The 23,256-nt window shown below is 41.8% G+C and carries 28 protein-coding genes; 9 read left to right on the top strand and 19 right to left on the bottom strand.

Features of this window, described 5'->3' with window-relative positions; all coding sequences use genetic code 11:
* Positions 1-89: 89 nt before the first annotated feature.
* The 16 genes from JK635_RS18055 to JK635_RS17980 all read right to left on the bottom strand — a co-directional run bounded on the left by JK635_RS18055 (position 90) and on the right by JK635_RS17980 (position 13,749).
* Entirely contained in the window at positions 90-1,571 is a 1,482-nt protein-coding gene (locus JK635_RS18055; RefSeq protein ID WP_202655335.1) for a spore germination protein, read from the bottom strand.
* Between the two features lie 44 nt (positions 1,572-1,615).
* Positions 1,616-2,038 (bottom strand): stage V sporulation protein AB, encoded by a 423-nt coding sequence (locus tag JK635_RS18050; protein WP_202655334.1) that lies wholly within the window; start codon positions 2,036-2,038, stop codon positions 1,616-1,618.
* Positions 2,028-2,648 (bottom strand): stage V sporulation protein AA, encoded by a 621-nt coding sequence (locus JK635_RS18045; protein WP_202655333.1) that lies wholly within the window; start codon positions 2,646-2,648, stop codon positions 2,028-2,030. The genes JK635_RS18050 and JK635_RS18045 overlap by 11 nt, the downstream gene beginning before the upstream one ends.
* A gap of 107 nt (positions 2,649-2,755) precedes the next feature.
* On the bottom strand, positions 2,756-3,514 hold the full coding sequence (gene sigF / locus JK635_RS18040) for an RNA polymerase sporulation sigma factor SigF (protein WP_202655332.1): 759 nt from the start codon (positions 3,512-3,514) through the stop codon (positions 2,756-2,758).
* A 12-nt stretch (positions 3,515-3,526) separates the two neighbouring features.
* Positions 3,527-3,967, bottom strand: coding sequence for an anti-sigma F factor (gene spoIIAB, locus JK635_RS18035; protein WP_202655331.1), 441 nt, complete (start codon positions 3,965-3,967; stop codon positions 3,527-3,529).
* Positions 3,968-4,318: an anti-sigma F factor antagonist gene (spoIIAA, locus tag JK635_RS18030; protein WP_202655330.1), complete on the bottom strand. Its 351-nt coding sequence runs from the start codon at positions 4,316-4,318 to the stop codon at positions 3,968-3,970. It abuts the gene before it with no gap.
* 136 nt (positions 4,319-4,454) lie between these two features.
* Positions 4,455-5,627, bottom strand: a complete 1,173-nt coding sequence (locus JK635_RS18025) for a D-alanyl-D-alanine carboxypeptidase family protein (protein ID WP_202655329.1) — start codon at positions 5,625-5,627, stop codon at positions 4,455-4,457.
* Positions 5,628-5,759: 132 nt separating this feature from the next.
* Positions 5,760-7,064, bottom strand: a complete 1,305-nt coding sequence (locus JK635_RS18020) for a pyrimidine-nucleoside phosphorylase (RefSeq protein ID WP_202655328.1) — start codon at positions 7,062-7,064, stop codon at positions 5,760-5,762.
* 25 nt (positions 7,065-7,089) lie between these two features.
* Positions 7,090-7,908: a purine-nucleoside phosphorylase gene (locus tag JK635_RS18015; RefSeq protein WP_202655441.1), complete on the bottom strand. Its 819-nt coding sequence runs from the start codon at positions 7,906-7,908 to the stop codon at positions 7,090-7,092.
* Positions 7,909-7,947: 39 nt separating this feature from the next.
* Positions 7,948-9,132, bottom strand: a complete 1,185-nt coding sequence (gene deoB / locus JK635_RS18010; protein WP_202655327.1) for a phosphopentomutase — start codon at positions 9,130-9,132, stop codon at positions 7,948-7,950.
* Positions 9,133-9,396: 264 nt separating this feature from the next.
* Positions 9,397-10,290, bottom strand: coding sequence for a site-specific tyrosine recombinase XerD (xerD, locus tag JK635_RS18005; RefSeq protein ID WP_202655326.1), 894 nt, complete (start codon positions 10,288-10,290; stop codon positions 9,397-9,399).
* 4 nt (positions 10,291-10,294) lie between these two features.
* Positions 10,295-10,522: a YqzK family protein gene (locus JK635_RS18000; RefSeq protein ID WP_202655325.1), complete on the bottom strand. Its 228-nt coding sequence runs from the start codon at positions 10,520-10,522 to the stop codon at positions 10,295-10,297.
* A gap of 170 nt (positions 10,523-10,692) precedes the next feature.
* Positions 10,693-11,154 (bottom strand): ferric iron uptake transcriptional regulator, encoded by a 462-nt coding sequence (gene fur, locus JK635_RS17995; RefSeq protein ID WP_202655324.1) that lies wholly within the window; start codon positions 11,152-11,154, stop codon positions 10,693-10,695.
* Positions 11,155-11,267: 113 nt separating this feature from the next.
* A complete protein-coding gene (spoIIM, locus tag JK635_RS17990; protein WP_202655323.1) occupies positions 11,268-11,906 on the bottom strand; it encodes a stage II sporulation protein M in 639 nt (212 codons plus the stop codon).
* Between the two features lie 125 nt (positions 11,907-12,031).
* Complete coding sequence (locus JK635_RS17985; protein WP_202655322.1) at positions 12,032-13,198, bottom strand: endonuclease Q family protein; 1,167 nt, start codon at positions 13,196-13,198, stop codon at positions 12,032-12,034.
* Entirely contained in the window at positions 13,195-13,749 is a 555-nt protein-coding gene (locus JK635_RS17980) for an NUDIX hydrolase (protein ID WP_202655321.1), read from the bottom strand. Before JK635_RS17980 ends, JK635_RS17985 begins: the two co-directional genes overlap by 4 nt.
* 72 nt (positions 13,750-13,821) lie before the next feature.
* On the opposite strand from JK635_RS17980, the gene mciZ reads away from it, so the two are divergent.
* Positions 13,822-13,953, top strand: coding sequence for a Z-ring formation inhibitor MciZ (mciZ, locus tag JK635_RS17975; RefSeq protein ID WP_202655320.1), 132 nt, complete (start codon positions 13,822-13,824; stop codon positions 13,951-13,953).
* 64 nt (positions 13,954-14,017) lie between these two features.
* Positions 14,018-14,929 carry an aldo/keto reductase gene (locus JK635_RS17970; protein WP_202655319.1) on the top strand — a complete coding sequence of 304 codons (912 nt, stop codon included), beginning with the start codon at positions 14,018-14,020 and terminating at the stop codon, positions 14,927-14,929.
* 52 nt (positions 14,930-14,981) lie between these two features.
* Here the strand turns inward: JK635_RS17970 and JK635_RS17965 are convergent, their stop codons facing one another.
* Positions 14,982-15,227 carry a YqkE family protein gene (locus tag JK635_RS17965; RefSeq protein ID WP_202655318.1) on the bottom strand — a complete coding sequence of 82 codons (246 nt, stop codon included), beginning with the start codon at positions 15,225-15,227 and terminating at the stop codon, positions 14,982-14,984.
* Positions 15,228-15,522: 295 nt separating this feature from the next.
* Between JK635_RS17965 and JK635_RS17960 the strand changes: the two genes are divergently transcribed.
* The 7 genes from JK635_RS17960 to JK635_RS17930 all read left to right on the top strand — a co-directional run bounded on the left by JK635_RS17960 (position 15,523) and on the right by JK635_RS17930 (position 21,326).
* Positions 15,523-16,440, top strand: coding sequence for a hydroxymethylglutaryl-CoA lyase (locus JK635_RS17960; protein WP_202655317.1), 918 nt, complete (start codon positions 15,523-15,525; stop codon positions 16,438-16,440).
* A 54-nt stretch (positions 16,441-16,494) separates the two neighbouring features.
* Positions 16,495-16,635 carry a hypothetical protein gene (locus JK635_RS17955; RefSeq protein ID WP_202655316.1) on the top strand — a complete coding sequence of 47 codons (141 nt, stop codon included), beginning with the start codon at positions 16,495-16,497 and terminating at the stop codon, positions 16,633-16,635.
* Positions 16,636-16,737: 102 nt separating this feature from the next.
* Complete coding sequence (locus JK635_RS17950) at positions 16,738-17,667, top strand: alpha/beta hydrolase (RefSeq protein ID WP_202655315.1); 930 nt, start codon at positions 16,738-16,740, stop codon at positions 17,665-17,667.
* A 105-nt stretch (positions 17,668-17,772) separates the two neighbouring features.
* Positions 17,773-17,979, top strand: a complete 207-nt coding sequence (locus JK635_RS17945; protein WP_202655440.1) for a CDGSH iron-sulfur domain-containing protein — start codon at positions 17,773-17,775, stop codon at positions 17,977-17,979.
* Between the two features lie 201 nt (positions 17,980-18,180).
* Positions 18,181-18,372, top strand: coding sequence for a YqzH family protein (locus JK635_RS17940; RefSeq protein ID WP_202655314.1), 192 nt, complete (start codon positions 18,181-18,183; stop codon positions 18,370-18,372).
* Between the two features lie 328 nt (positions 18,373-18,700).
* Positions 18,701-20,173, top strand: a complete 1,473-nt coding sequence (gene arcD, locus JK635_RS17935; RefSeq protein WP_202655313.1) for an arginine-ornithine antiporter — start codon at positions 18,701-18,703, stop codon at positions 20,171-20,173.
* Positions 20,174-20,204: 31 nt separating this feature from the next.
* Complete coding sequence (locus JK635_RS17930; RefSeq protein ID WP_202655312.1) at positions 20,205-21,326, top strand: aminotransferase; 1,122 nt, start codon at positions 20,205-20,207, stop codon at positions 21,324-21,326.
* Between the two features lie 103 nt (positions 21,327-21,429).
* Here JK635_RS17930 and JK635_RS17925 read toward each other — a convergent pair whose 3' ends face one another.
* Both JK635_RS17925 and JK635_RS17920 read right to left on the bottom strand, forming a co-directional pair.
* Positions 21,430-22,227, bottom strand: coding sequence for an SDR family NAD(P)-dependent oxidoreductase (locus JK635_RS17925; protein WP_202655311.1), 798 nt, complete (start codon positions 22,225-22,227; stop codon positions 21,430-21,432).
* Positions 22,228-22,245: 18 nt separating this feature from the next.
* A complete protein-coding gene (locus JK635_RS17920) occupies positions 22,246-23,205 on the bottom strand; it encodes an MBL fold metallo-hydrolase (protein WP_202655310.1) in 960 nt (319 codons plus the stop codon).
* Positions 23,206-23,256 lie beyond the last annotated feature (51 nt).

Here is a 23,256-nt window from a genome sequence, read left to right as displayed (position 1 = left end):
GATACTGCCTATTTTTATGCTTAGTTCTTTATTTAATTAAAATTACTTTAGCATAACTGCAGCTATTCTGCAATTTTTTCTTTTAAAATTTACCTTTTGGGGGGCTGCCTGAACCGATTTCTTGGGTGAACGATACTTGGCCTCAATGCAGACCCAGGGATCGACTGGCGGAAAATAATCTGCATAAATCCTCTTGGTTCAAATGGCAGAAACGGCCATAAATATGGCGTATTCAGCGCCCGCATATTAGCCAGGAAAATAAGCCATAAGGTACAGCCGATGACAAACCCCGGCAGATGGAAAAAGGCTACCGCCAACATCAACAGCATCCTGGCAATTTTATTGGCAACACTTAATTCATAACTTGGCGTGGTAAAGGTTCCAATCCCGGCAACTGCTACGTAAAGAATAACCTCTGGGACAAATAGTCCAACACTGATGGCAATTTGTCCGATTAGCACAGCCGCAATCAAGCCCATCGCGGTTGAAAGCGGTGTCGGTGTATGTATAGCAGCGATGCGTAAAAATTCTATCCCAAAATCAGCCATAAACAGCTGAACAACAATGGGAATATTCGTTTGTTTGTTAGGCCCGATAAAGGAAAGTTTTTCCGGCAGTAACGATGGCTCCTGGACAAATAAAAGCCAGAGCGGTAACAGAAATATCGAGGTAAATACACCTAAAAAACGCGTCCAGCGAACAAAGGTCCCCATGGCTGGCGCTTCGCGAAATTCCTCGGCATGTTGAACATGGTGAAAAAAAGTAGTTGGAGTAATAATCACACTCGGCGAGGTGTCGCAAAAAATCACTACATGGCCCTCCAATATATGGGCTGCTGCGACATCTGCTCTTTCCGTATATCGCACAATTGGATAGGGATTGGCTCCCTGTTTCACAATAAACTCCTCAAGAGTTTTATCGGCCATCGGGATTCCATCAATATCAATCGCCTTTAGCTCTTGTCTTAAAATATTTATTAAATCAGGGTCAGCAACATCCTCTATGTATGCAAGAGCCACATCGGTTATAGACCGTCTGCCGACTTTATACATCTCAAAGCGAAGTCGTTCATCACGGATTCTTCTTCTGACTAATGCCGTATTTAACACGATATTTTCGACAAAACCGTCGCGGGCGCCCCTGACAACTTTTTCGGTATCAGGTTCCATTGGCATCCGGCCGGGATAATTTCTTACATCAATAATAAATGCTGTATCCGCCCCATCCACTACTACCCCAATAAGGCCGGATAAAACCTCAGTAACTAATTGATCCAATTCCTGGGTTTTTTCTACCGATTGATTGGCCAGCCTATTTTCAACAAGTGTAAATATGTCGGAAGATAGTTTTTCACGGTTATTAATTCCAAGTAACTCTCTTATTAGTTGAATAATATACATCGTGTCCGTTAAACCATTGATATAATAAATGTGGACATCGCATCTTAATATTTTCAATTTGCGGACACCAATGTCAAAACTTACCCCCAGTCCTACCCGCTGTTTCATATAATGTTCAATTTCATTCACTGATTTCGGAATTGGCCATTTTTCCACCTGCTTTTGTGTCAAAAAAACCACTCCTTTCAAAAATTTAATTTATCTCTAAAAAGTAGTTAATGATGAACAAAGTATAGCCATTGAAAGATGGAACCAAATATTTTACCTAATACAATGGCCATGATTAAAATCACAATCTCTCCGTCTAAACGAATTCTTTTTGCAAGAATCGGAAATACATTTAAGGCTTCTGTAAGACCGGCTGCTAACATTCCGATAAAGACTCCACCGGTAATCCCCAGGGGAATTAACAGGTAAGGAGACTGGTTCAGCGATGGGTCTCTTAAGCTTGCGAACACTCCTGTAAGCGCCCCGATGACAACGGCCCACTCATAGGATTGGATCATTTTCATCGTTTTCGTTAGTTGAGTCAATCGAGGAATAATGCCCAGTACAGTTAGAAAGGCAACAAAACCGGCACCAACAGATAATCCACTTGCAACCCCTAAAAAAATGGTAAGGATTATTTTAATCGTCATGTATCCGTTTCATACTCTCTTTATTTTCATGCAGGATGACGTAATTATCCAAATCCATCTGATAATTAAACATTTCGACTTCAAGCGGGCTCGGTTCATCGTTAATCCGCTTCTTAAAGACATGGTTAAAAAATAAAATCATCCCAAGGCCAAGCCCAATCGAATAGGGAATTTGAAACAATAGTGGTTTTGTTTCCTGCCTGCCGGTAATAATGGTATAAATCTTTTCCTGAACACTCCGCATATTGACATCATCATGAAAATTCATCAGCGTTAACGCCGAACCAAAAAATAATAGGAACCATATTAAAAGAAAAAAAGGAATCGAGACTCCTTTTTGCTTGGACACTACTTCAATAATGGTTTGGGCAGGGCCGATTGTCTGAACTTCTATGTCCCCAAATTGGCTGGTTATCAGCTGGATCACCTTCATAATATCAATCACAACAATGTTACCGTCGTTTTCTGTTAATTGATGAATGATCATTTGTTGAAGCTTTATAAGCTTGCTTTCATCAGCAATGATTTGCGCAGCGTCCTTTAAATAAATCGTCTGGCGGGGACAAGATTGAACGCGGTGTCGCATGCGAATGTAGATGGTTTGTTCCAAAATCTCACTTCCCACACAGCAAAATTCTGATAACAGTAGTATGTGTAAAAAATGGTTTTTTATAAAAAAATGTTAAGTACTTTGTAAAATGAAAGACCGTATGGAGTCTACACATCCATACGGTCTTTCATTTGCTGCAATATCTTTTTTTCCAGCCTTGATACTTGAACCTGAGAAATTCCCAGCCTTCCGGCAACTTCTGATTGTGTCTGATCCTTATAATACCTTAGATAGACAATCAGCCGTTCCCGTTCATCTAGCTCACGGATGGCTTCCTTTAAAGCAATTTGATCAAACCACTTTCCTTCATTACCATCATCGATTTGGTCCAATAATGTGATCGGATCACCATCATTTTCATAAACGGTTTCATGAATGGATGACGGGGACCTGCTTGCTTCTTGGGCAAGGATGACATCCTCCAAAGGAAGGTCAAGATGCTCAGAGATTTCATTAACAGTGGGAACTCTGCCCAGCGTTTTCGACAGTTCATCCTTCGCTTTACGGATTTTATTCCCCATTTCCTTCAGTGACCGGCTGACCTTGACGGTTCCATCATCACGAATAAATCGCTGGATTTCTCCAATAATCATTGGAACGGCATAGGTAGAAAACTTTACATCATAGGATAGGTCAAACTTATCAACTGATTTTAATAACCCGATACAGCCAATTTGAAACAAGTCATCGGGGTCGTATCCCCTATTTAGAAACCGTTGGACCACCGACCAAACAAGCCGCATATTTTTTTCCACAAGAAGATCTCTTGCTTCCTGGTCACCTGTCTGGCTTCTTTTTATAAGTTCCTTGACTTCATGATCCTTTAAATATGTCTGATTTTTATTGTTTTTGACCTCCACATCCATTGGCAAGTCTCCTTAATTGCAAAGCATTTTGCGAGATTGTAAATGCTTTCGTAGTCTAACCTCGGTTCCGCTGCCTGGCTTAGTTAAAACCTCAACCTCATCCATAAAATTTTCCATGATCGTAAAACCCATGCCGGAACGTTCCAATTCCGGCTTTGTTGTAAATAATGGCTGGCGGGCTTCATCGACATCTGTAATTCCGACGCCAGTATCTTTAATGGTCATCTCAATGAAATTGTCGTCAATTGTCACAGTAATATAAACAATACCTTCCGGGTCATTTTCATATCCATGAATAATGGCATTGGTTACAGCTTCGGACACAACGGTTTTTATCTCGGTAAGCTCATCCATCGTTGGGTCTAATTGGGCAATAAAAGCAGCTACTGTAACACGGGCAAAGGATTCATTTTGACTTAAGGCACTGAACTGCAGGCTCATCTCATTCTTCATTCAGGCCACCCCCAATTTTTGTAACGCAAATTCTTCTGTCGGCTCCATTTTAATGATCTTGAACAGACCCGACATATCGAATAATCGTTGAATCGCAGGGGTAATGGCACAAACAACCATTTCACCGTGCAGCTGTTTAATTTGCTTATATCTGCCTAAAATAACGCCTAAACCTGAACTGTCCATAAAAGTAAGCTGTTCAAGATTCAAGACAATATGACGGATTGCTTTTTCCTCAATAACAGCTGTAACTTTTTCACGAAGTTCATCTGCCGTATGATGATCTAATTCGCCGTTAAGACGGATGCATAAAACATCCTGTTTGATTTTGAATTCAATCGTAAGACTCACTATCCTGGTCCTCCTTTTTCTGATCTAGTGAGTCAATTCGATTTTTAGGTTTTATTTTCCTTCTCAAATACAAAACTAGTCGATTTTCGCTAAAAGAAGTCCGGATGCTTCGGCTTTCGACACTGCTGAAAAAGTTTTATTTACCAGCTTTCGTAAACATTCCAAACGAACGCTTATAAAGTGTCCACCAGCTGGCACTCTTTACGGTATTCTTGGCTACTAGCGGGCTTTCTAGCACCACTTCTCCATTTCTGATGAGCTTAATGGTTCCCACCTTGTCACCTTTTCGAATTGGGGCCTTTAAATTTTTCTGTAACAAGACCTTCTGCTTAACATCTGCCGTTTTTTCACCTTTTTTCGTCAATAAAGATAAAGACTCACTGGTTACCGCCGCAACTGTCTTATCTTGACCTTTACTAACCTTAGCCAGGCCTATTGTTTGATTACGCTTATACATCGGATGTGTTTGGTATTGACTATAGGCATAGTCGAGCATTTTGCTCACCTGGGCATTGCGCTCCTTAGATGTTGGAGCGCCGAACACAACAGCAATCACCCGCATTCCGTCTTTTTGAGCAGTTGCCGTCAGACAATATTTGGCCTCTGCGGTAAAACCAGTTTTTAAGCCATCCACTCCGGGATAAAAACGAACTAATTTATTGGTATTAACGAGCCAAAATTTTTTGTCGGTATTTTCTCTTAAATACCCTTCATACATCCCGGTAAATTTTGTAATGTCTTCGTATTTTAGCAGTTCTTTTGCCATGATCGCCATGTCATAGGCTGAGCTGTAATGACCGCTTTCCGGCAGTCCAGTTGTGTTTTTAAAGAAAGTATGCTTTAATCCCAGTTCCTTTGCTTTGGCATTCATCATGTCAACAAATGCTTCCTCAGTACCGGCAATCCTTTCCGCCATCGCTACGGAAGCATCATTTCCCGAGGCAATCGCAATCCCTTTCAACATGTCTTTTACCGTCATTTCTTCACCAGGCTCCAGGAAAATTTGTGATCCACCCATTGAAGCAGCATATTCACTTGCACGAATTTTTTCGTTCCAGGAAAGTTTTCCTTTATCAATGGCCTCCATGATTAACAGCATGGTCATGATTTTTGTCATACTGGCAGGCGGCAGTTCTTCTTTACTATTTTTCTCGAAGAGGACTTTCCCAGTATCCCGCTCTAATAAAATTGCGGATCTAACGTTGGCGATCATTTCAGTACTCTTCTTTTCTTCAGCAGCGAAAGCAGAAGAAATTGGTAAACTGATAAGCAAAACTAATATTGCTGTGATAGAAAACAGTCGTTTCATCCAGATAACCCTCCATTCTTTATAGCCAACATTTTTTCCAAAATTAATTACTTTATACAGTCATTTCCAGTAATTAAATAAAAAAATAGGTGTTAGGGGTCATGTGATCGTTCACATGATCCCCGACACCTTTTAATCTGTAATTTCCTCGTAAATGAGGGTTGGCGGGTTTACCTTTTCAGGAGTAATCTTGATATTTTCATATAGCTTTTGCTTTACTTCGTTTACATTTTCAGCATTGCTGTAGATGGTGCAGAGTGATTCACCTATTTTCACTTGATCGCCAATTTTCTTTCGTAGCACAAGACCGACGGCTAAGTCAATGACAGAATCTTTCGTTGCTCTTCCGGCCCCAAGCAGCATTGCGGCTGTTCCAACCTCATCAGCGACGATATCAGCTACATAGCCATTTGCTTTTGCTTCAAGTTCAAAGGTGTATTTCGCCTGCGGCAGTTTCTCGGGATGGTCGACGACCGTGGCATCACCACCTTGAGAACTTAAGAATACTTTTAATTTTTCCAATGCTGAACCGTCGTTGATCGCTTTCTCAAGCGCCTGTCGCGCTTCCGCTAATGATGCTGCTTTCTTCGCTAAATACACCATATGACTGCCAAGCGTTAAACATAGCTCGGTTAAATCAGCAGGACCTTCTCCTTTTAAGGTATCAATTGCTTCCTTTACCTCAAGGGCATTGCCGACCGCATACCCAAGCGGCTGACTCATATCAGAAATTACTGCCATCGTTTTGCGGCCGACAGCATTTCCAATCCTCACCATTGCGTGTGCTAATTCCCGTGAATCTTTCAGCGTCTTCATAAAAGCGCCGGCTCCGGTTTTTACATCAAGAACAATCGCGTCGGCCCCGGCAGCGATCTTTTTGCTCATAATGGAGCTGGCAATCAGCGGAATACTTTCAACTGTTGCTGTCACATCTCTGAGTGCATAGAGTTTTTTATCAGCAGGTGTTAAATTACCGCTTTGCCCGATGACGGCAATCTTATTTTTGTTCACAAGCTCGATGAACTCAGCATTGTCTATTTCCACGTGGAAGCCTTTAATCGATTCTAATTTATCAATCGTGCCGCCTGTGTGTCCCAGGCCGCGTCCGGACATTTTGGCGATCGGAACACCCACTGCTGCAACAAGCGGCCCCAAGACAAGAGTTGTTGTATCACCAACTCCGCCGGTAGAATGCTTATCAACTTTTATTCCTTCTATCTGTGACAAATCAATTTGCTCCCCTGACCTTACCATTGCCATCGTTAAATCGGCGCGCTCCCTTTCGGTCATACCACGAAAAACAATAGCCATTGTGAGTGCGCTCATCTGATAATCAGGAATCGAACCATCTGTATATCCGCTAATAATAAAATTGATTTCTGCTGTCGATAATTCTTGACCATCGCGCTTTTTTTCAATTAAATCGACCATTCTCATATTCATTCACCACTTTACCAAAACGTTATCCAATCCTGCTAATAATTGCTTTTATATATCGAAGAAAGTCTGCTTTTACCTTTTCGGTCGTTTCGATAACTTCCTCATGTGCCAGCGGTTGATCCAAGATCCCTGCGGCCATATTGGATATACAAGAAATACCTAAAACCTTCATTCGACTGTGCCTCGCGACGATTACTTCCGGCACGGTCGACATCCCTACAGCATCACCGCCGAGAGTACGAATCATCCGAATTTCTGCCGGAGTTTCGTAGACTGGACCTGGATTTGCAAAGTAGACGCCTTCTTTCACGGCCATCTCTAATTGAGCGGCAACTTCCTTGGCGATTACCCGCAATTCTTTTGAATAGGTCTCAGACATATCCGGGAACCGTTCGCCAAGCTTTACATCATTGGGCCCGATTAAAGGATTGGTGCCCATATTATTAATATGATCCTTAATAATCATTAAGTCTCCCGGTGAAAAACTTTCATTTATTCCCCCGGCTGCATTAGTAACGATTAATATTTCGACACCAAGCTGTTTCATAACGCGGACAGGGAAAGTCACCTTTTCCATATCGTAGCCTTCATAGAAGTGAAAACGCCCTTGCATCGCAACAACCTCGACGCCGTTCAAAACGCCAAAAACAAGCTGTCCGGCATGCCCCTCCACAGTGGAAACCGGAAAATCAGGAATATCATGATAAGGAATTTTTACAGGCTGTTCAATTTCATCAGCAAGCACCCCAAGCCCTGAACCTAAGATAAGCCCGATTTTTGGTGCAGTAGGATATTTTTGTTTTAAAAAGCCCGCTGTCTTTTCAATACTTTCAAACTTCATCATGTTCCCCCCTTGTAACCCAATCCAAAAAATATAATATTATTTTAATTCTTTTAAAAAGCTTTTGCCGTACTTCGGCATTTTTACCTGGAAGTTCTCCGCAACTGTTGCCCCCAGATCTGCAAATGTTTCCCGGAGAGGCAATTCTTTTCCTTCCGTCATTCGTTTGGAATACACAAGCAGCGGCACATATTCACGTGTATGGTCAGTACCGGGTGCCGTCGGGTCATTCCCATGATCAGCCGTAATCATTAACAAGTCATCCGGCTTCATTTCAGCAATAACTTCCGTCAGCCGGGAATCGTATTCCTCCAGGGCTTTCCCATAGCCTTGCGGATCGCGGCGGTGCCCATATAAGGCATCAAAATCAACTAAGTTTAAAAAGCTGATGCCGGTAAAATCCATTTTAAAGGTCTCAAGAAGCTTATCCATGCCATCCATATTTGAGACGGTTCGCAGTGCCTTCGTTACGCCTTCCCCATCATATATATCAGAAATTTTTCCGATTGCAATTACGTCAAACCCAGCATCCTTAAGCTCACTCATGACAGTCCGGTCAAATGGTTTTAAAGCATAATCATGACGGTTTGGTGTACGGGTAAAACTGCCGGGCTTTCCGATAAACGGCCGGGCGATGACCCGTCCTACCATATATTTCTCATCAAGCGTCAACTCCCTAGCTATTTTACAAATATGATACAGCTCATCAAGCGGAATGATTTCTTCATGAGCTGCAATCTGCAGTACGGAGTCAGCCGATGTATAAACAATCATTGCCCCGGTTTTCATATGCTCTTCACCAAGCTCATCAATAATTGCCGTACCGCTTGCCGGTTTGTTGCCGATGACTTTACGGCCGGTTCGTTCCTCCAACTCAGAAATCAGTTCCTCCGGGAATCCTTCCGGAAAGACTTGAAACGGAGTTTTAATATTTAACCCCATGATTTCCCAATGCCCGGTCATCGTGTCCTTTCCGTTTGAGGCTTCCCTCATTTTTGTATAAAAAGCTAACGGCTTCTCTGCCTTTTCAATTCCCTTTAATTCACGGATATTACTTAAACCAAGCTTACCCATGTTTGGCATATGCAGACCATTCATTTGTTCCGCGATATGGCCAAGTGTATCCGCCCCTTGATCGCCAAACTTTTCAGCATCCGGTGCTTCACCTATTCCAACTGAATCCATTACAATGATAAAAATACGTTTGTATGTATCCAACGTCATTCTTTTTCCTCCTTTTCCATGCTGTTAAGGTACCCCAGATTCCAGAACTAGTTTCTGAATCCTTTGATAACGTTTGCAGAAAATCGCAACAATGCAAATCATATGATTCCCTTTATAGGACGATTTAACCAATAAAACTGATTAATTGTCAGAAGTCTGACATCTTTATTGTACTAAATGGTGGTAAAATTACAAGAAAAAAGCTGCCTCATTTTTGGCAGCTTTTTGAACTCTTTTCCCATTTTTTCCTAAACTTCTATTCTATCAAGCTCGGGGATGAAATTTACGATAAACATCCATTATTTTTGTTTTTGTTACATTGGTGTAAATTTGCGTTGAGGAAATATCAGCATGACCCAGCATTTCCTGTACTGCCCGTAAATCCGCACCGTTTTCTAATAAATGTGTGGCAAAAGAGTGCCTGAGGGTGTGCGGTGTCAATTCTTTATCTATCCCTGCTTCCTGTGCCAATTTCTTTAATATTTTCCAAAAGCCCTGCCTTGATAAACGCTTTCCCTGATGATTTAAAAACAGCGCCTGATCATCATGATGTTTTGTGTTAAATAACGGCCTGCCAGCATCTAAATACTGCTGAATGGCCTTGGCCGCTATCCCCCCAATCGGAAGAATCCTTTCCTTATTACCCTTGCCAATAAAATGGACAAAGCCCATTGGTATATGAACATCATGAATATTCATGCCGATTAATTCGCTCACTCTGATTCCGGTGGCGTAAAGAAGCTCCAGCATCGCTTTATCTCTTAACCCATAATGGTCATGCGGTTTGGGGGTATCCAATAACGTCTCCACTTCCTGTACGCTTAATACCTTGGGCAGCGTCTTTTCTGACCTGGGTATTTCAAGTTGAACCGTCGGATCCTGTTCCGCCATTTTCTCCCTCAGTAAAAATTGATGAAAGGCCCTGATTGAAGCTATATGCCTTGCTAGTGTTTTGGGAGATTTCCCCTGCTCTTTTAAATATTTTAGAAAATGAACGATATGTACCCGCTGGATTTCATTTAAGCTCGCTGTTAATTCCACCTCTTTTAAATAATGAAGATAGCTTTTCAGGTCACGCTCATAAGATGAAATGGTATTTTGCGCCAAGCCTTTTTCGGCAATTAAAAAATGTAAAAAACGTTGTATTTGTGCTTCCATCGCCCTACTCCCCATTTAAATAAAACAACATTAACCGATCGTACCAGGTAGAATTATCCTCTTTTACCGGATTGGAAACTTTTAGTGCTGTCCCTTCCGGCTCATCATAGCGATGATAGTTTTGATATTCTTCAGATATCCACATGATACCATAATAAAAAAGAATCGTGCATCCCGTGAAGATGAGAAAAACCTTAAAGGTTTGCAGGATAGCCTTGATAAAGGAAATCATCTTATTTCCCCCAAACTCCTATTTAATCAGAAAAACTCTGCCATTGATATCTGTCCCCATACGGCATTTGTTTCCTAGTAAAAAGGTATGCCAAAATGGACAAGATTTATACCTAATTAAATAGGATTATAACAAAAGCTAAAAAAAGACCTTTTAAAAAAGGCCTTGAATTACTCGATATGGTCTCCGTTCACTTTATCCTGGCAGCGATGACAAATGCCATGGAAGGTAAGACGGTGATCTTTTATTTTAAAATTCCACTTGCGTTCTACAATCGCTTCGACATCTTCCAACAAATCCTCCTGAATTTCATCAACAGCCCCACACTCAATACAGACAAGATGATGATGAAAATGGGCTGCGCCTTCCTGCCGCAGATCGTAACGGGATACGCCATCGCCAAAATTTATTTTATCTACTATTTTCAATTCCGTTAATAATTCCAAAGTTCGATAAACAGTTGCCAAACCAATTTCAGGCGATTTTTCCTTCACGAGGAGGTACACATCTTCTGCACTTAAATGATCCTCTTCATTTTCTAGTAAAACTTTTACGGTCGCTTCGCGCTGAGGTGTGAGTTTATAACTGGCTGAATGCAGTTGTTTTTTAATTCGTTCAAGTCTTGTTTCCATTCTGACGTCCCTCCCCACTGTTAATTCTCATTATAACAGATGGAAGGGTGGTGTCAAAATAAAATTATTATAAATAACATTATATATTAATTATCATTTAATAATTATTTTAATCAAATTGAGCTTATGACTGTTTTCATGAGCCAAGGGGATAAATAAGCCTCAATTCCGGAAGCTGCCGAAATGAGGATGACCGCTGCAATTAAAGCAAAAATATACCCCTTGAATAAGGGTAATACGGGCTGGGCAAATTTCTTCATAAATTGCTTTTTAATCATCTTTAATGAAATGATCACTGATAATGATGCCATAATAATAAAAATAGGAATGATAATCAAGTTTTGCGGCAAGATGGAAACTACCGCAAGCATAAATCCCTTCCACCCCATTTGGCTGACAAGAAAACCGACGGTAAAACCGACAACCATTCCTTTTACAAATAATAGAATGAGAATCACCGGAAGACCAATAATCGAAATTCCGAGAATCCAGATCAGCCCGATAAATTTACTATTGTGAAAAAAACTTTGGATAAACAAGTCGTTTTCCTCGGCTACTTTCCCATCTGAAACTTCGCCAAAAAATTGCGATAAATAATAAAATAGGTTTTCTTTCTGGGTAAAGCTCATACTATTGACTACGATGGCACCAAAAATCACACCCATTAAAAATAACACAACAATAAATAAGAAAATTGAGGAATGTTCGCGGAAATAACTGGCGATAACGGACTGGTATAATCGTTTTTTCATCTCTAGTTCCTCCTACATTTTCAATCGATTACTACAGTCTATGCCAGTCTAGCAAGTCTATGATTAATTTTGATAGATTCTGTATAAATGAAAACCCGGCAGCTTTCACTGTCGGGTTTGATTCCTTATGGTTCGGCAATTTTTCCGTATTTGCCACCGCCGCCTGCCGCCAAGGTGACGTTTCCTTCTCTTGCTTTCAAAATAAGATCAGCAATTTTTTCAGGCACTACTTCCAGCAAAGCATCATGTGGAACTTCATGCAAAATAGCCATTTCGCTGCCAAAATGATCGACCAATTTTTCCAGCAGCCGCGGCCCCAGACCGGGGATAAATTCCAGCGGTACTTGATGAACATAGGGCGGCCTTGATAATGGGCTGGTGTCAGCTGTCTTCAATTCAAGAATCCGATCGGCCACCCCTTTTATAATTTTTTTACTGCCACAATATTGACATACTTGATCTTCTTCGTAAGCAGGATGAAAGCAGTGAGCGCAAACAGTCTTATGGTATTTACCGAGCAAAGGATCAAGACCATAATTGGCGATAATTTTTCTTCCGTCTTCCCCTCTCAATGCTTTTCCCAATTCAGTAAATGTCGGCTCCTTCATGGCGATTACTTGATATTCCCTTGCGATCTTCGCCAACGAATGAGCATCAGAATTCGTCACAAAAGTGTATGGATGGATTTCACCGATTTGGTCGGCCATCTTCGTATCGGAACTCAAGCCCAGTTCAATCCCATCGATCAGTTCGGGATCAAGCACTTCCGCGAGAGAACGATTTACACCTTTCCCATATAAACTTTTAAATGGAGTGAATACATGGGCTGGTATAAAGATGCCGCCCATCTCTTTGACCTTCTTTTGTAAAACAAGACCCGTTATATAAACACGCTGGGAGCTAAGCTGGATATTCTTCAAATGGCCGGAAAGCCAATTTGAGAATTCCTTCATAGCCGATAGATTGGGCATAAAACAAAGTAGATGGATCGGGCCGTTAGTCCCTTCGTCATAAATTTCTAATTCTGAACCGGAGATGATGGTTAAATCTCCAAAAACAAGACCGCCATCGGGATGCTCGTAAATTTTCCCGCTTTCAATTAAGCTTTCCATTTCAAGAATGACTTCCGGCGAATGACTGTCGATAATTCCGACCATATTAAGCCCTTTTACGTTTCGTGCATGTTCAATGATGTTGGTAAACGTGAGAGACTTGGCTCCGGTAATTTTCACCGGCTTGCCCGTCCACGTTCTACCGATGTGAATATGTAAATCTACATAATAGCGATTCATTTAGTTGTCAACGCCTCTTGTAATTGTAAGTATTGGACTGCGTAGATTGTCTTGGCATCATAAATTTTTTGTTCTTTGACATATTGTAACGCTTCTTTGAGAGTCAATTCCTCCAAATTGACAAACTCATCCTCATCCATGGCAGCGGCGTTTTCTTTCTTTGTCAGACCTGTTGCTAAAAATACATGGATGATTTCGTCAGAAAAGCCAGGCGATGTATAAAAAGAGCTGATGAGCTCTAAAGATTCACAGACATAGCCGGTCTCCTCCTCTAATTCACGGCGGGCACAGCTTGCCGGTTCTTCGCCTTTTTCCAGCTTGCCGGCAGGGATTTCAACAATCGTTCTTTCTAACGCTTTACGGTATTGTTCCACCATTACCATTTTATTATCCTCAGTTAAAGCGATAATAGCGACTGCTCCCGGATGTTTCACAATTTCCCGTTTGGATTGTTTGCCGTTAGGCAGCTCGACTTCGTGCAGTTCGAGAGTGATGATTTTCCCTGAATATATTTCCTCGCTGTGGAGTGTTTTTTCCTCTAAATTGTTCATACTTGTCAACTCCTGTTCTATTCCGTACTTCCCGTCATACATTTTACCATACTTTATTGGGAGGGGGATGGGATGAAGCTGTATGTTCATGAGAAGGGGATTATCTTGGTCGGCAAAGGCTGGGAAGTGCTGCAAAAGCTAAAGGAATATAATCGGGAATACACCACCGTCGCTGATTGGGTGCAAAAGGTTCAGCAAGATTAAAACTTGCTGTTTGTAGTCTGCCCTAATTTTTACTAAAATTGTAGAAAAGGGCGGAGGTGGTTTTTTGCAAAAAAGAAGGCTGGGAAACTCTGATTTGTATGTGACGGAATTAGGGCTTGGCTGCATGTCGCTTGGGACAGAAGAAAAGGCAGCCCGCGAAATCATTGAAGCAGCCCTTGACGAAGGCATCAATTATTTTGACACGGCGGACTTATATGATTTTGGCGAAAATGAAAAGATCGTTGGAAAAGCATTAAAGCATGTCCGGGAAAATGTCATCATTGCCACAAAGGCCGGCAACCGCTGGAAAGCGGACAAAAGCGGCTGGACATGGGATCCTTCCAAAGTATATATAAAAGAAGCGGTAAAAAACAGCTTGAAGCGGCTGGGAACTGATTATATTGATTTGTATCAGCTGCACGGCGGCACCATTCACGATCCCATAGACGAAACAATTGAAGCGTTTGAGGAATTAAAGGCAGAAGGGTTTATCCGCTATTACGGCATTTCTTCGATTCGGCCGAATGTTATTAGGGAATATGTAGAGAAATCAAATATTGTCTCGGTCATGATGCAGTATAGCATCCTGGACCGCCGTCCTGAAGAGGAAACATTACCGCTTTTGGCTGAACATGGCATCAGCGTGGTGACCCGCGGTCCGCTTGCGAAGGGACTATTGACTGACAGGCTGTTGGAAAAGGCGGTAGACAAAGGATTTTTGGATTACAGCTATGAAGAATTAAGCGAAGTCTTACCATTATTAAAGAAAAGGGTCGCGACATCCAGATCGTTGACAGAGGTTGCCTTACAATATAATTTGGCTGACCCGGCCGTCACCTCTGTTGTCGCTGGTGCCAGCAGTGTTGCGCAAATCCGGCAAAATGCTGCAGCGGTGAGGAGCCAGCCGTTAACGGCTGAAGAAATTGCTCTAATTAAAGAAATTACGAAAGCAAATGTTTATCAGGAACATCGTTAATTAGAAAAGCGCAAACGCCTTGGTTATTTCAAAGAGAGCCCTTACGGCTCTCTTATTTAAATTCCTTCCAGTTCATACTGCTTTCGTTTAACAGCTCTTCAAACGATTTATTTTTTTCCTTCAATCTTCTTTCTTCACGTTTTCTGTGTTCTTCCAGCTCTTGTCTTTTCTCTTCCTCAGCCTTCAGCTGCTCCTGCTGGTTTTTTAATTGTTTGAGTAAATCCGGATTAATCATATCCTTAAGTGTTAAAGCTGAATCATCTTTTTTCGGTGTGGGTTTGTGCTGTTTTTTCTTCATTTGGTTACTCTCCTTAAAGAAGATCTTGTTCTTATTATACAACCACTGCCCGCGAAAATCATGTAAAAAGCAGGCTATTCAAGAGATGCAGCCTGCCCTTTGCCATTTATTTATCCAGTTCTACAATGGTCGCCGCCTCCTGACCGCCGCCAATACAAAGGTCTGATAATTTTAATAAAATTCCGTTTATTCTTGATTTTTTGAAATTAATCCTACTACAATAAAGTAAAACTTCCATCAGTGGGGGTCTTACTGCCCGTTAAGGCGGGATAAAATTATAATACCGTAAAGGGGAATGCGGATGATACTGCCTAAAAAAGTAACCATTATTGAAGTCGGACCGCGCGATGGCCTGCAAAATGAAACGCTATTTGTCCCAACTGAGATTAAAAAACAATTTATCAGGGAACTGCGGGATGCCGGAATTAAGGAAATGGAGCTAACATCGTTTGTTTCGCCAAAGTGGGTACCGCAAATGGCGGATGCCGCCGAAATTATTTATGACTGTGATGATGAAAACACAAGAAACATTGTCCTTGCGCCAAACCGTAAAGGGATTGACAGAGTGTATTCCACCAGTTGCAAGGCGATTGCCGTATTTGTAGGAGTCAGTAACAGCTTTAATAAAAAAAATATTAATAAGTCGACTGCAGACAGCATCGCTGAACTAAAGCCCATCATCCGGGAATTAAAAGAAAAGCAATACTTCGTCAGAGCCTGTATCTCTACAGCCTTTTACTGCCCTTTTGAAGGAAAAATAATGGAGCAGGATACAATCGAACTTTGCCAGCAATTTGTTGCTTGCGGCGTCGATGAATTGAGCGTTGCGGATACAATTGGCATGGCTGCTCCACACGAAGCCTATTCCTTATTTACAAAATTAAAAGCCGCGTTTCCGAATACCCTTCTTACGGCGCATTTTCATGACACCCGAAAGCTCGGGCTGACCAATATTTTTGCCTGTCTCCAAGCCGGGATTGACCGCTTTGATACCTCCGCAGGCGGGCTTGGCGGCTGTCCATTTGCCCCCGGCGCGAGCGGCAATACAGCAACAGAGGATGTCGTCTATATGCTGGAACGAATGGGAATCGAAACCGGGATTCATCTTTCAAAGCTTTTAGCTGCGATTGAAACGATCCGCCCGCATCTATCGAGACCGATTGACAGCGGTTATTACCGTCTGCATCGGCAAACAGTCCAAAGCCATGAATAATTGCTTGTTCCTCCATGCATCTTAATAGATGAAACTTTCTTAAAGGGGGATTTTATGAGTCAAAAACGGGAAAAAGGATACAGTTCAGCGGGAAAAAACTACGCGGAAACAGCGGGCACTGGCAAGCGGATGATATCTGCCGAAGAAGTGGAAAAAGCCATCCATCCAACGAAGCGTCAAAATTCAGAACAATAATGTGGGACTATATTCGAGGAGCCGCTCATTAGGATAAGCGGCTTTTCTTATGGTAAAATTAACTAATCAATCTATTTAAACGTTTCTTTGGAGGTGCCCAGTTTGAAAAAGGCATTTCGCACCTTGTTTATCATTTTATTTTTCTGGCTGGCATTGGGGATCTATTTCACCAACCGCCTGATGTATATGAAAAAGAAGGACGAGGATTTCATTTTAAAGCGGGAAACAGAGGCTGGCAGGGTGGATCCTAAAGCCTTAAAAACACTGCCAAGGCGGCATATCGATATTCAATCGCCCTTTGGCTATTCGATTAAAGCCGTTCTTGCCGAGCCATATCAAACGAACCGCTATGTGATTATCGCTCACGGTGTAACCGAAACGAAAGTCAATTCCATTAAATATGCCAATCTTTTTCTTGAGCGCGGCTTTAATACGTTAATTTATGACCACCGCCGCCATGGGGAATCCGGCGGGAAAACCACAAGCTTTGGCCACTATGAAAAATTCGATTTAAAAGCAGTGGTTGATTGGCTGAAAAACGAGAAAGGCGACGATATCTTATTAGGGATTCACGGGGAATCAATGGGAGCGGCAACGTTGCTGCTTTATGCCGGCCTGCTTGAGGATGGCGCTGATTTTTATATTGCCGACTGCCCCTTTTCCGACTTTAAACAGCAGCTGGCCCATGTGATCAAAAAGGATTTCAAAATCAAGCCCGGACTTTTGCTGCCGCTTGGGGATCTGTTCTTGCGCCTGCGTGACAAATATTCGATTCAGCATGTATCGCCAATTTCAGCAATTGAAAATATAAAGCATCCTGTCCTTTTTATCCATAGCCGGAAAGATGATTTTATTTTACCGTCGATGACAAAGGAATTGTTTGAACATAAAAAGGGCCCGAAGATGCTGTATATCGCTGAAAAAGGCAAGCATGCCCAGTCTTTCAATGAAAACCGGGCCGATTATGAGCGGGTTGTCGATGAGTTTTTAGAAACATATGTGAACAGGCTTCACCAAGTTAATACAGACTGACCTTTTGAACTGTTTCCCATTTGCTCGCAGCCTATTATTTGCATTTTCTTAATATTCCAGTTAATCTCAAAAGTAATATAGATTTTTTAAAAAAGGGGTGCTATGATGTCAAAGGTGCAAATTAAGGTAAACGATAATGGTTCGCTGCGAATCACCGGTGATGTGGAACTGTTAGACGGTGAGGGGAATGTTTACACGACAAAACCATCGTTCTCGCTCTGCCGCTGCGGAAAGTCAAATAACAAACCATTTTGTGACGGCTCCCACAAAGGACATTTTCAATCCCAAGTCCGCGTACCAAAAGCAGACTAAAACTTTTCAAAGAGCGGTTTTTTAGTTTAGGACCGCTCTTTCACTTATCCGTCAGCCGAATATCGGCAATCGCTTCAATCAGAATCCGGTGTACTGCTTTAAACCGATCAACAACATGAAGCCTCTGTTCCAGTTAATCCCAATAGCGGATTTTTTCGATTCGGCAAGAAACCAGTATAATATTGGATGAGGTGAACTCCTATGGATAAAAAATTCGTTGTTAAAATGATTCAAAATTGTTTTAAACAATATTATGAGGAAGATTCCATTCCCATCGAAAATCAAGAACTGGAACAGTTGGCAAATCGAATTCTATCTATAAAACAAGAAGAGCCTGCAATAAATTTGTATGAGGTAGTGAATGATATCGTTTATGAGTTTATGACAGATTAAGGCAGGCTGGCACGTTTCTATCAGTTCCCCGTATACTCTTAGCGATTCTTTGACCCCGCCAAAAAGAAGTTTCCTCCTTAAGTAGCTTTTTTAATTTTCAAACATTATCTGTGAACATAATATGACATACAATAATTATTCATTATCCCCCTTTCAAATCAGCCATTTTCAGCAAAACTAGCCAATAAATATACATATTTATTTATATAATCAACAAAAAAGTGTAATTATTTTCACAGTCCAACAATGATGTATTTAACAAAATACCCCTCCTCCTTTACTTAAAATTAAGTTATGGCAAGGATTTCATATATAAGGAGGAAAAAAAATGAGTAATACAACGGAGACTCCCGTAAACCAAAGTGCAGAAGCGGGACAAGCTACAGGACAAACTAAAAAGATTGGTCTCCTTCCATTAACAGCACTAGTAATCAGTTCTTCAATTGGGGGTGGTATTTTCGGAATACCGTCCGACTTAGCATCTGGTGCCGCACCTGGTCCTGCATTAATCGCCTGGACGATCGTAGGTTTTGGAATCTTAATGTTATCTCTCTGTTTTAATAATTTAATGAAAAAGCGGCCGGATTTAGAAGGTATTTTCAGTTATGCGGAAGAGGGCTTCGGCAAATTTGGCGGATTTATCAGCGGCTGGGGCTACTGGCTTTCAGCATGGCTCGGCAACGTTGCCTTTGCAACCATGATCATGAGTGCCTTCGGCTACTTTTTTCCAATTTTTAAAGGTGGCCAAAATGTTCCTTCGATTATTGCCGCAAGTATGATTATGTGGGGCTTAACTTACATTGTTAATCGCGGTGTCGAAAGCGCAACAATTTTAAATACCATTATCACAATTTGCAAATTAATTCCCCTGTTTGTATTTATTATTATTGGAATCTTTGCCTTTAAGTTTGATATTTTTACCGCCAACTTTTGGGGGCATGTTACAGCAAATATTGACAATGGCAGTATTTTCAATCAAGTAAAAAATTGCATGATGGTAATGATGTGGGTATTCGTCGGGATTGAAGGGGCATCCATCCTGTCAGCGAGGGCGAAAAAGAAATCTGATGCCGGAAAAGCGACCGTCTTAGGTCTAATTGGATTATTAGTTATTTATGTTCTGGCGTCGATTATTCCATACGGGTTGATGAGCCAAAGTGATATTGCAGCTCTTGACCAGCCATCAATCGGCTTTATTTTTGAAAAAGTCGTCGGCCCTTGGGGGGCTGCCCTGATTAATCTCGGTTTAATTATTTCATTGCTTGGCTGCTGGTTATCATGGACCATGCTCCCTGGAGAAACAACGTTATTAATGTCTAAAAGAGAGCTATTGCCAAAAGTCTTTGGAAAAACAAATAAAGCCAACGCACCAACGTTTTCATTAGTCGTTACAGCTGCACTGATTCAAGTATTTGTATTTACTTTCCTATTTACCGAGAAAGCTTATAATTTTGCCTATTCACTTTGTACAGCAGCCATTTTAATCTGCTATCTTTTTGTAGCCTTATATCAAGTGAAATTATCGTATCAAAATCGCAGCCAAAAAGGCGAAATCGGTCAATTAATTATTGGGATTTGTGCTCTAGTATTTCAGGTTTGGGCGATACTATCTTCCGGCCTTTCTTATACTTTGCTATGCTTCATGGCATATATCCCAGGAATCTTTTTCTTTATCAAAGCTCGTAAAGAACACGGAGCAACTAAAGCCTTATCAAAAAATGAATGGGTGGCAGCAGCGGTTATTACCGTCGGAGCGATCGCAGCCGTATTCTTAATTGCTACTGGTCAGGTACAAATTTAGTAGAGAATAGAATAGAGAAGAGGCCTTGAACATGAAAATTGCTAATTTCGGAGTCGAAGAATGGTTAAATGTGTGGGAAAATGACGCTATTTACGATATTGCAGGAAGTTCCATTGCCTCCTTTACACTGGAGGAAATCATCGGAATTGATGGAACAGACCCTAAGGAATTCTATGAAAAAATGTTAAACTTTAAGATGAATTATGGCTGGATTGAGGGGTCACCTGAATTTAAACAAGAGGTAAGCAAATTATACAAAAACATGCCTCCGGAAAATATTTTACAAACCAACGGGGCAACAGGTGCCAATCTATTGGCAATCTATTCCTTAGTTGAGCCAGGTGATCATGTGATTGCGATGCACCCGAGTTACCAACAATTGTTTGATATTCCTCGTTCATTAGGGGCTGAGGTAACGTTATGGGAAATATATGAAGAAAATGATTGGATGCCGGATATCGCGGAACTAAAATCAATCATTCGCCCTAATACGAAAATGATTTGCCTCAATAACGCCAACAATCCGACAGGAACGGTTCTTGATGACACGATGTTAAAAGAGATTGTTGCGATTGCTTCAGAAGTAGGTGCTTATATTCTAGTGGATGAAGTGTACAAGCCATTGGATCCGACCGTGCACGTTTCATCGATTGTCGATTTATATGATAAAGGAATTGCGACGAATAGCTTATCAAAAACTTTTTCCGTACCTGGTGTACGCGTTGGCTGGACCGCCAGCAATCGGGAAGTGGCTGATCTATTCAGAAAATACCGCGACTATACGATGATTTGCGCGGGTGTCATTGATGACTATATTGCGGTTCATACATTAAAAAACAAAGAAGCAGTATTAAAACGAAATCGCGAAATTGTTTTTGAAAACCTGGCAATTGTCAAAGAATGGGTGGAAAATGAACCACGTGTCTCATTGGTATTTCCTAAAGCCGTTTCGACATCGTTTATTAAATTGGATATTCCAATTGATGTTGAAGAATTTTGTATCGACTTATTAAAAACAAAAGGTGTCTTATTAGTGCCTGGAAACCGCTTTGATATTCCAAAGCATGCCCGTCTGGGGTACTGTGCCCATACGGAGACGCTAAAAAAAGGATTAGCGGAATTGTCGGCGTACCTGCGTAAATTTGATGAATAATCTTCGGAGCACGTCAAGGAGTACTGATCCGTCAGTACTCCTTTTTTGCGCTATTGAAATTGACAGGAAGAACCTCCCCTTGTTAAACGCGGGAGCAGTGCCGTTACTTTTTATTCAGCACCCGTTTGCCGATCCGTTCAAACAGCCGCGGAAATAGAACATAAACTACGCTGCCCATATTCATCCAGCGCGGCAGGTTAATCTCGCGGGTTTTTGTGAGCATGCTGGCAACAATTTTCTGGGCAACATACTCCGGCTTCAGCATAAACCGCTGAACATTTTTCACATATTTCCCCTGTTCATCCGCAATCGTAAAAAAGTTAGTCGCAATCGGACCCGGATTCACCGTTGTTACCTGGATGTTATCGTCTGATAGTTCCATCCTCAGCGCATTGGAGTAACCAAGCACCGCATGCTTCGTGGCCGAATAGACACTCGATTTCGGGGTCGCGATTTTTCCAGCCTGGGACGCAATATTAATAATCTGGCCGTACCGTCGTTCACGCATTTTTGGCAGTACCATGCTGGTACAGGCCATTAACCCGACAACATTTACCTCAAACATGCGTTTTATTTCAGCGATGGATGCCTCATGGGCCGCGCGAAAAATACCAAACCCAGCATTATTAACCAGGACATCTATATCGCCGATTGTCTCAAAAATCTGCCGAAAAACCTCCTGCACTTGATCTGTATCGGCAACATCAAGCCGAAAGGCAGCTACTTGTACATGATGCCTTGTTTCAAGGTCCATTTTAAGCTGTTCAAGCTTGTCGACGCTGCGGGCAAGCAAGACAAGATTGGCTCCGCTTGCTGCGCACAGCTTGGCAATCTCCGCACCTATCCCGCCCGATGCTCCAGTGATGACAATATTCTTCCCTGTTAATCGTTCCCTGATCATATGACCACCTCGGTTGAGTTACTTAGCATGAAATAATATTGGCTGATTTCCCTCACTAATAATTTCTCCGATGGAAGTCAAATAGTCAAGCTGGGCAATCGTTTCCGAGATCGTCAAGAACAATTCGCGCTGATACACAGACGGAAATAACCGCTGACAAATTTCAAAAACCGTCAGCTGCTCTTCTTTAAGCCAGCTATTAACGGTCATCGCCCGCTCATGCTGGCGGTCCAGCCGTTTTTCAACCAATTGCTTTAATTCAAAAATCTCTGCCCCATGTCCGGTATAAACCATTTGAACAGGGTAGGATAATAGCTTGATCATCGATTGATTATGCTGCAGCAGCGACTTTGGTCTTTCCTTCTCACCGGGTAATGGCGGCTCCAGCAACGGGTTCGGGGAAACATGAGCTAAAACAACATCACCGCCAATCAGTACTCCATCCTTTTCCCGGAAAAGCGCGATCTGGCTCTGGGCATGCCCCGGTGTTTCAATCACCTTCCAGTCTGAAAGTCCCGGCGGTGTCATACCTTCATAAAGATGGCCGGTCAAAGAGCGATAACAGGAAGCCTTAAACATCTTCTTTACGTCAGCAGCATACGGCAAATAAGCCGCAGGCAAACCAGATTTTTCAAACAGGCTTTTTGTAAAATCTTCAAGTTCGCGGATAAAGGCTTCTTTTGGATTGATCCAGCGCTCATTTAACGGATGGCCCCAAACCTCCACCGAATCAGGGAAAAACTCAAGCATCCCGGCGTGGTCAGGATGATCATGGGTAAGAATGATCTGTTCGATGTCTTTCATTTGAATATTGAATTCAGCTAATTGGTTTTGCAGCAGATTCCAAGACTCTTTAGTTTTTGGTCCGGCGTCGACAAGTGTTAACCGTTCTCCCTTAATCAGATAAACATTTACATCTCCGACTGGAAAAGGAGTCGGCAGCGTAATTTTTGCAATCCCATCATTCCATTTTGTCAAAGTAAAAACCCCTCAATATTATTGTTAAATAGTTCGATACTGTAAATATAT

Source organism: Neobacillus paridis (assembly GCF_016765675.1).
In the GTDB taxonomy this organism is placed as follows: domain Bacteria; phylum Bacillota; class Bacilli; order Bacillales; family Cytobacillaceae; genus Neobacillus; species Neobacillus paridis.
This window is presented reverse-complemented; position numbering and strand designations above follow the sequence as displayed.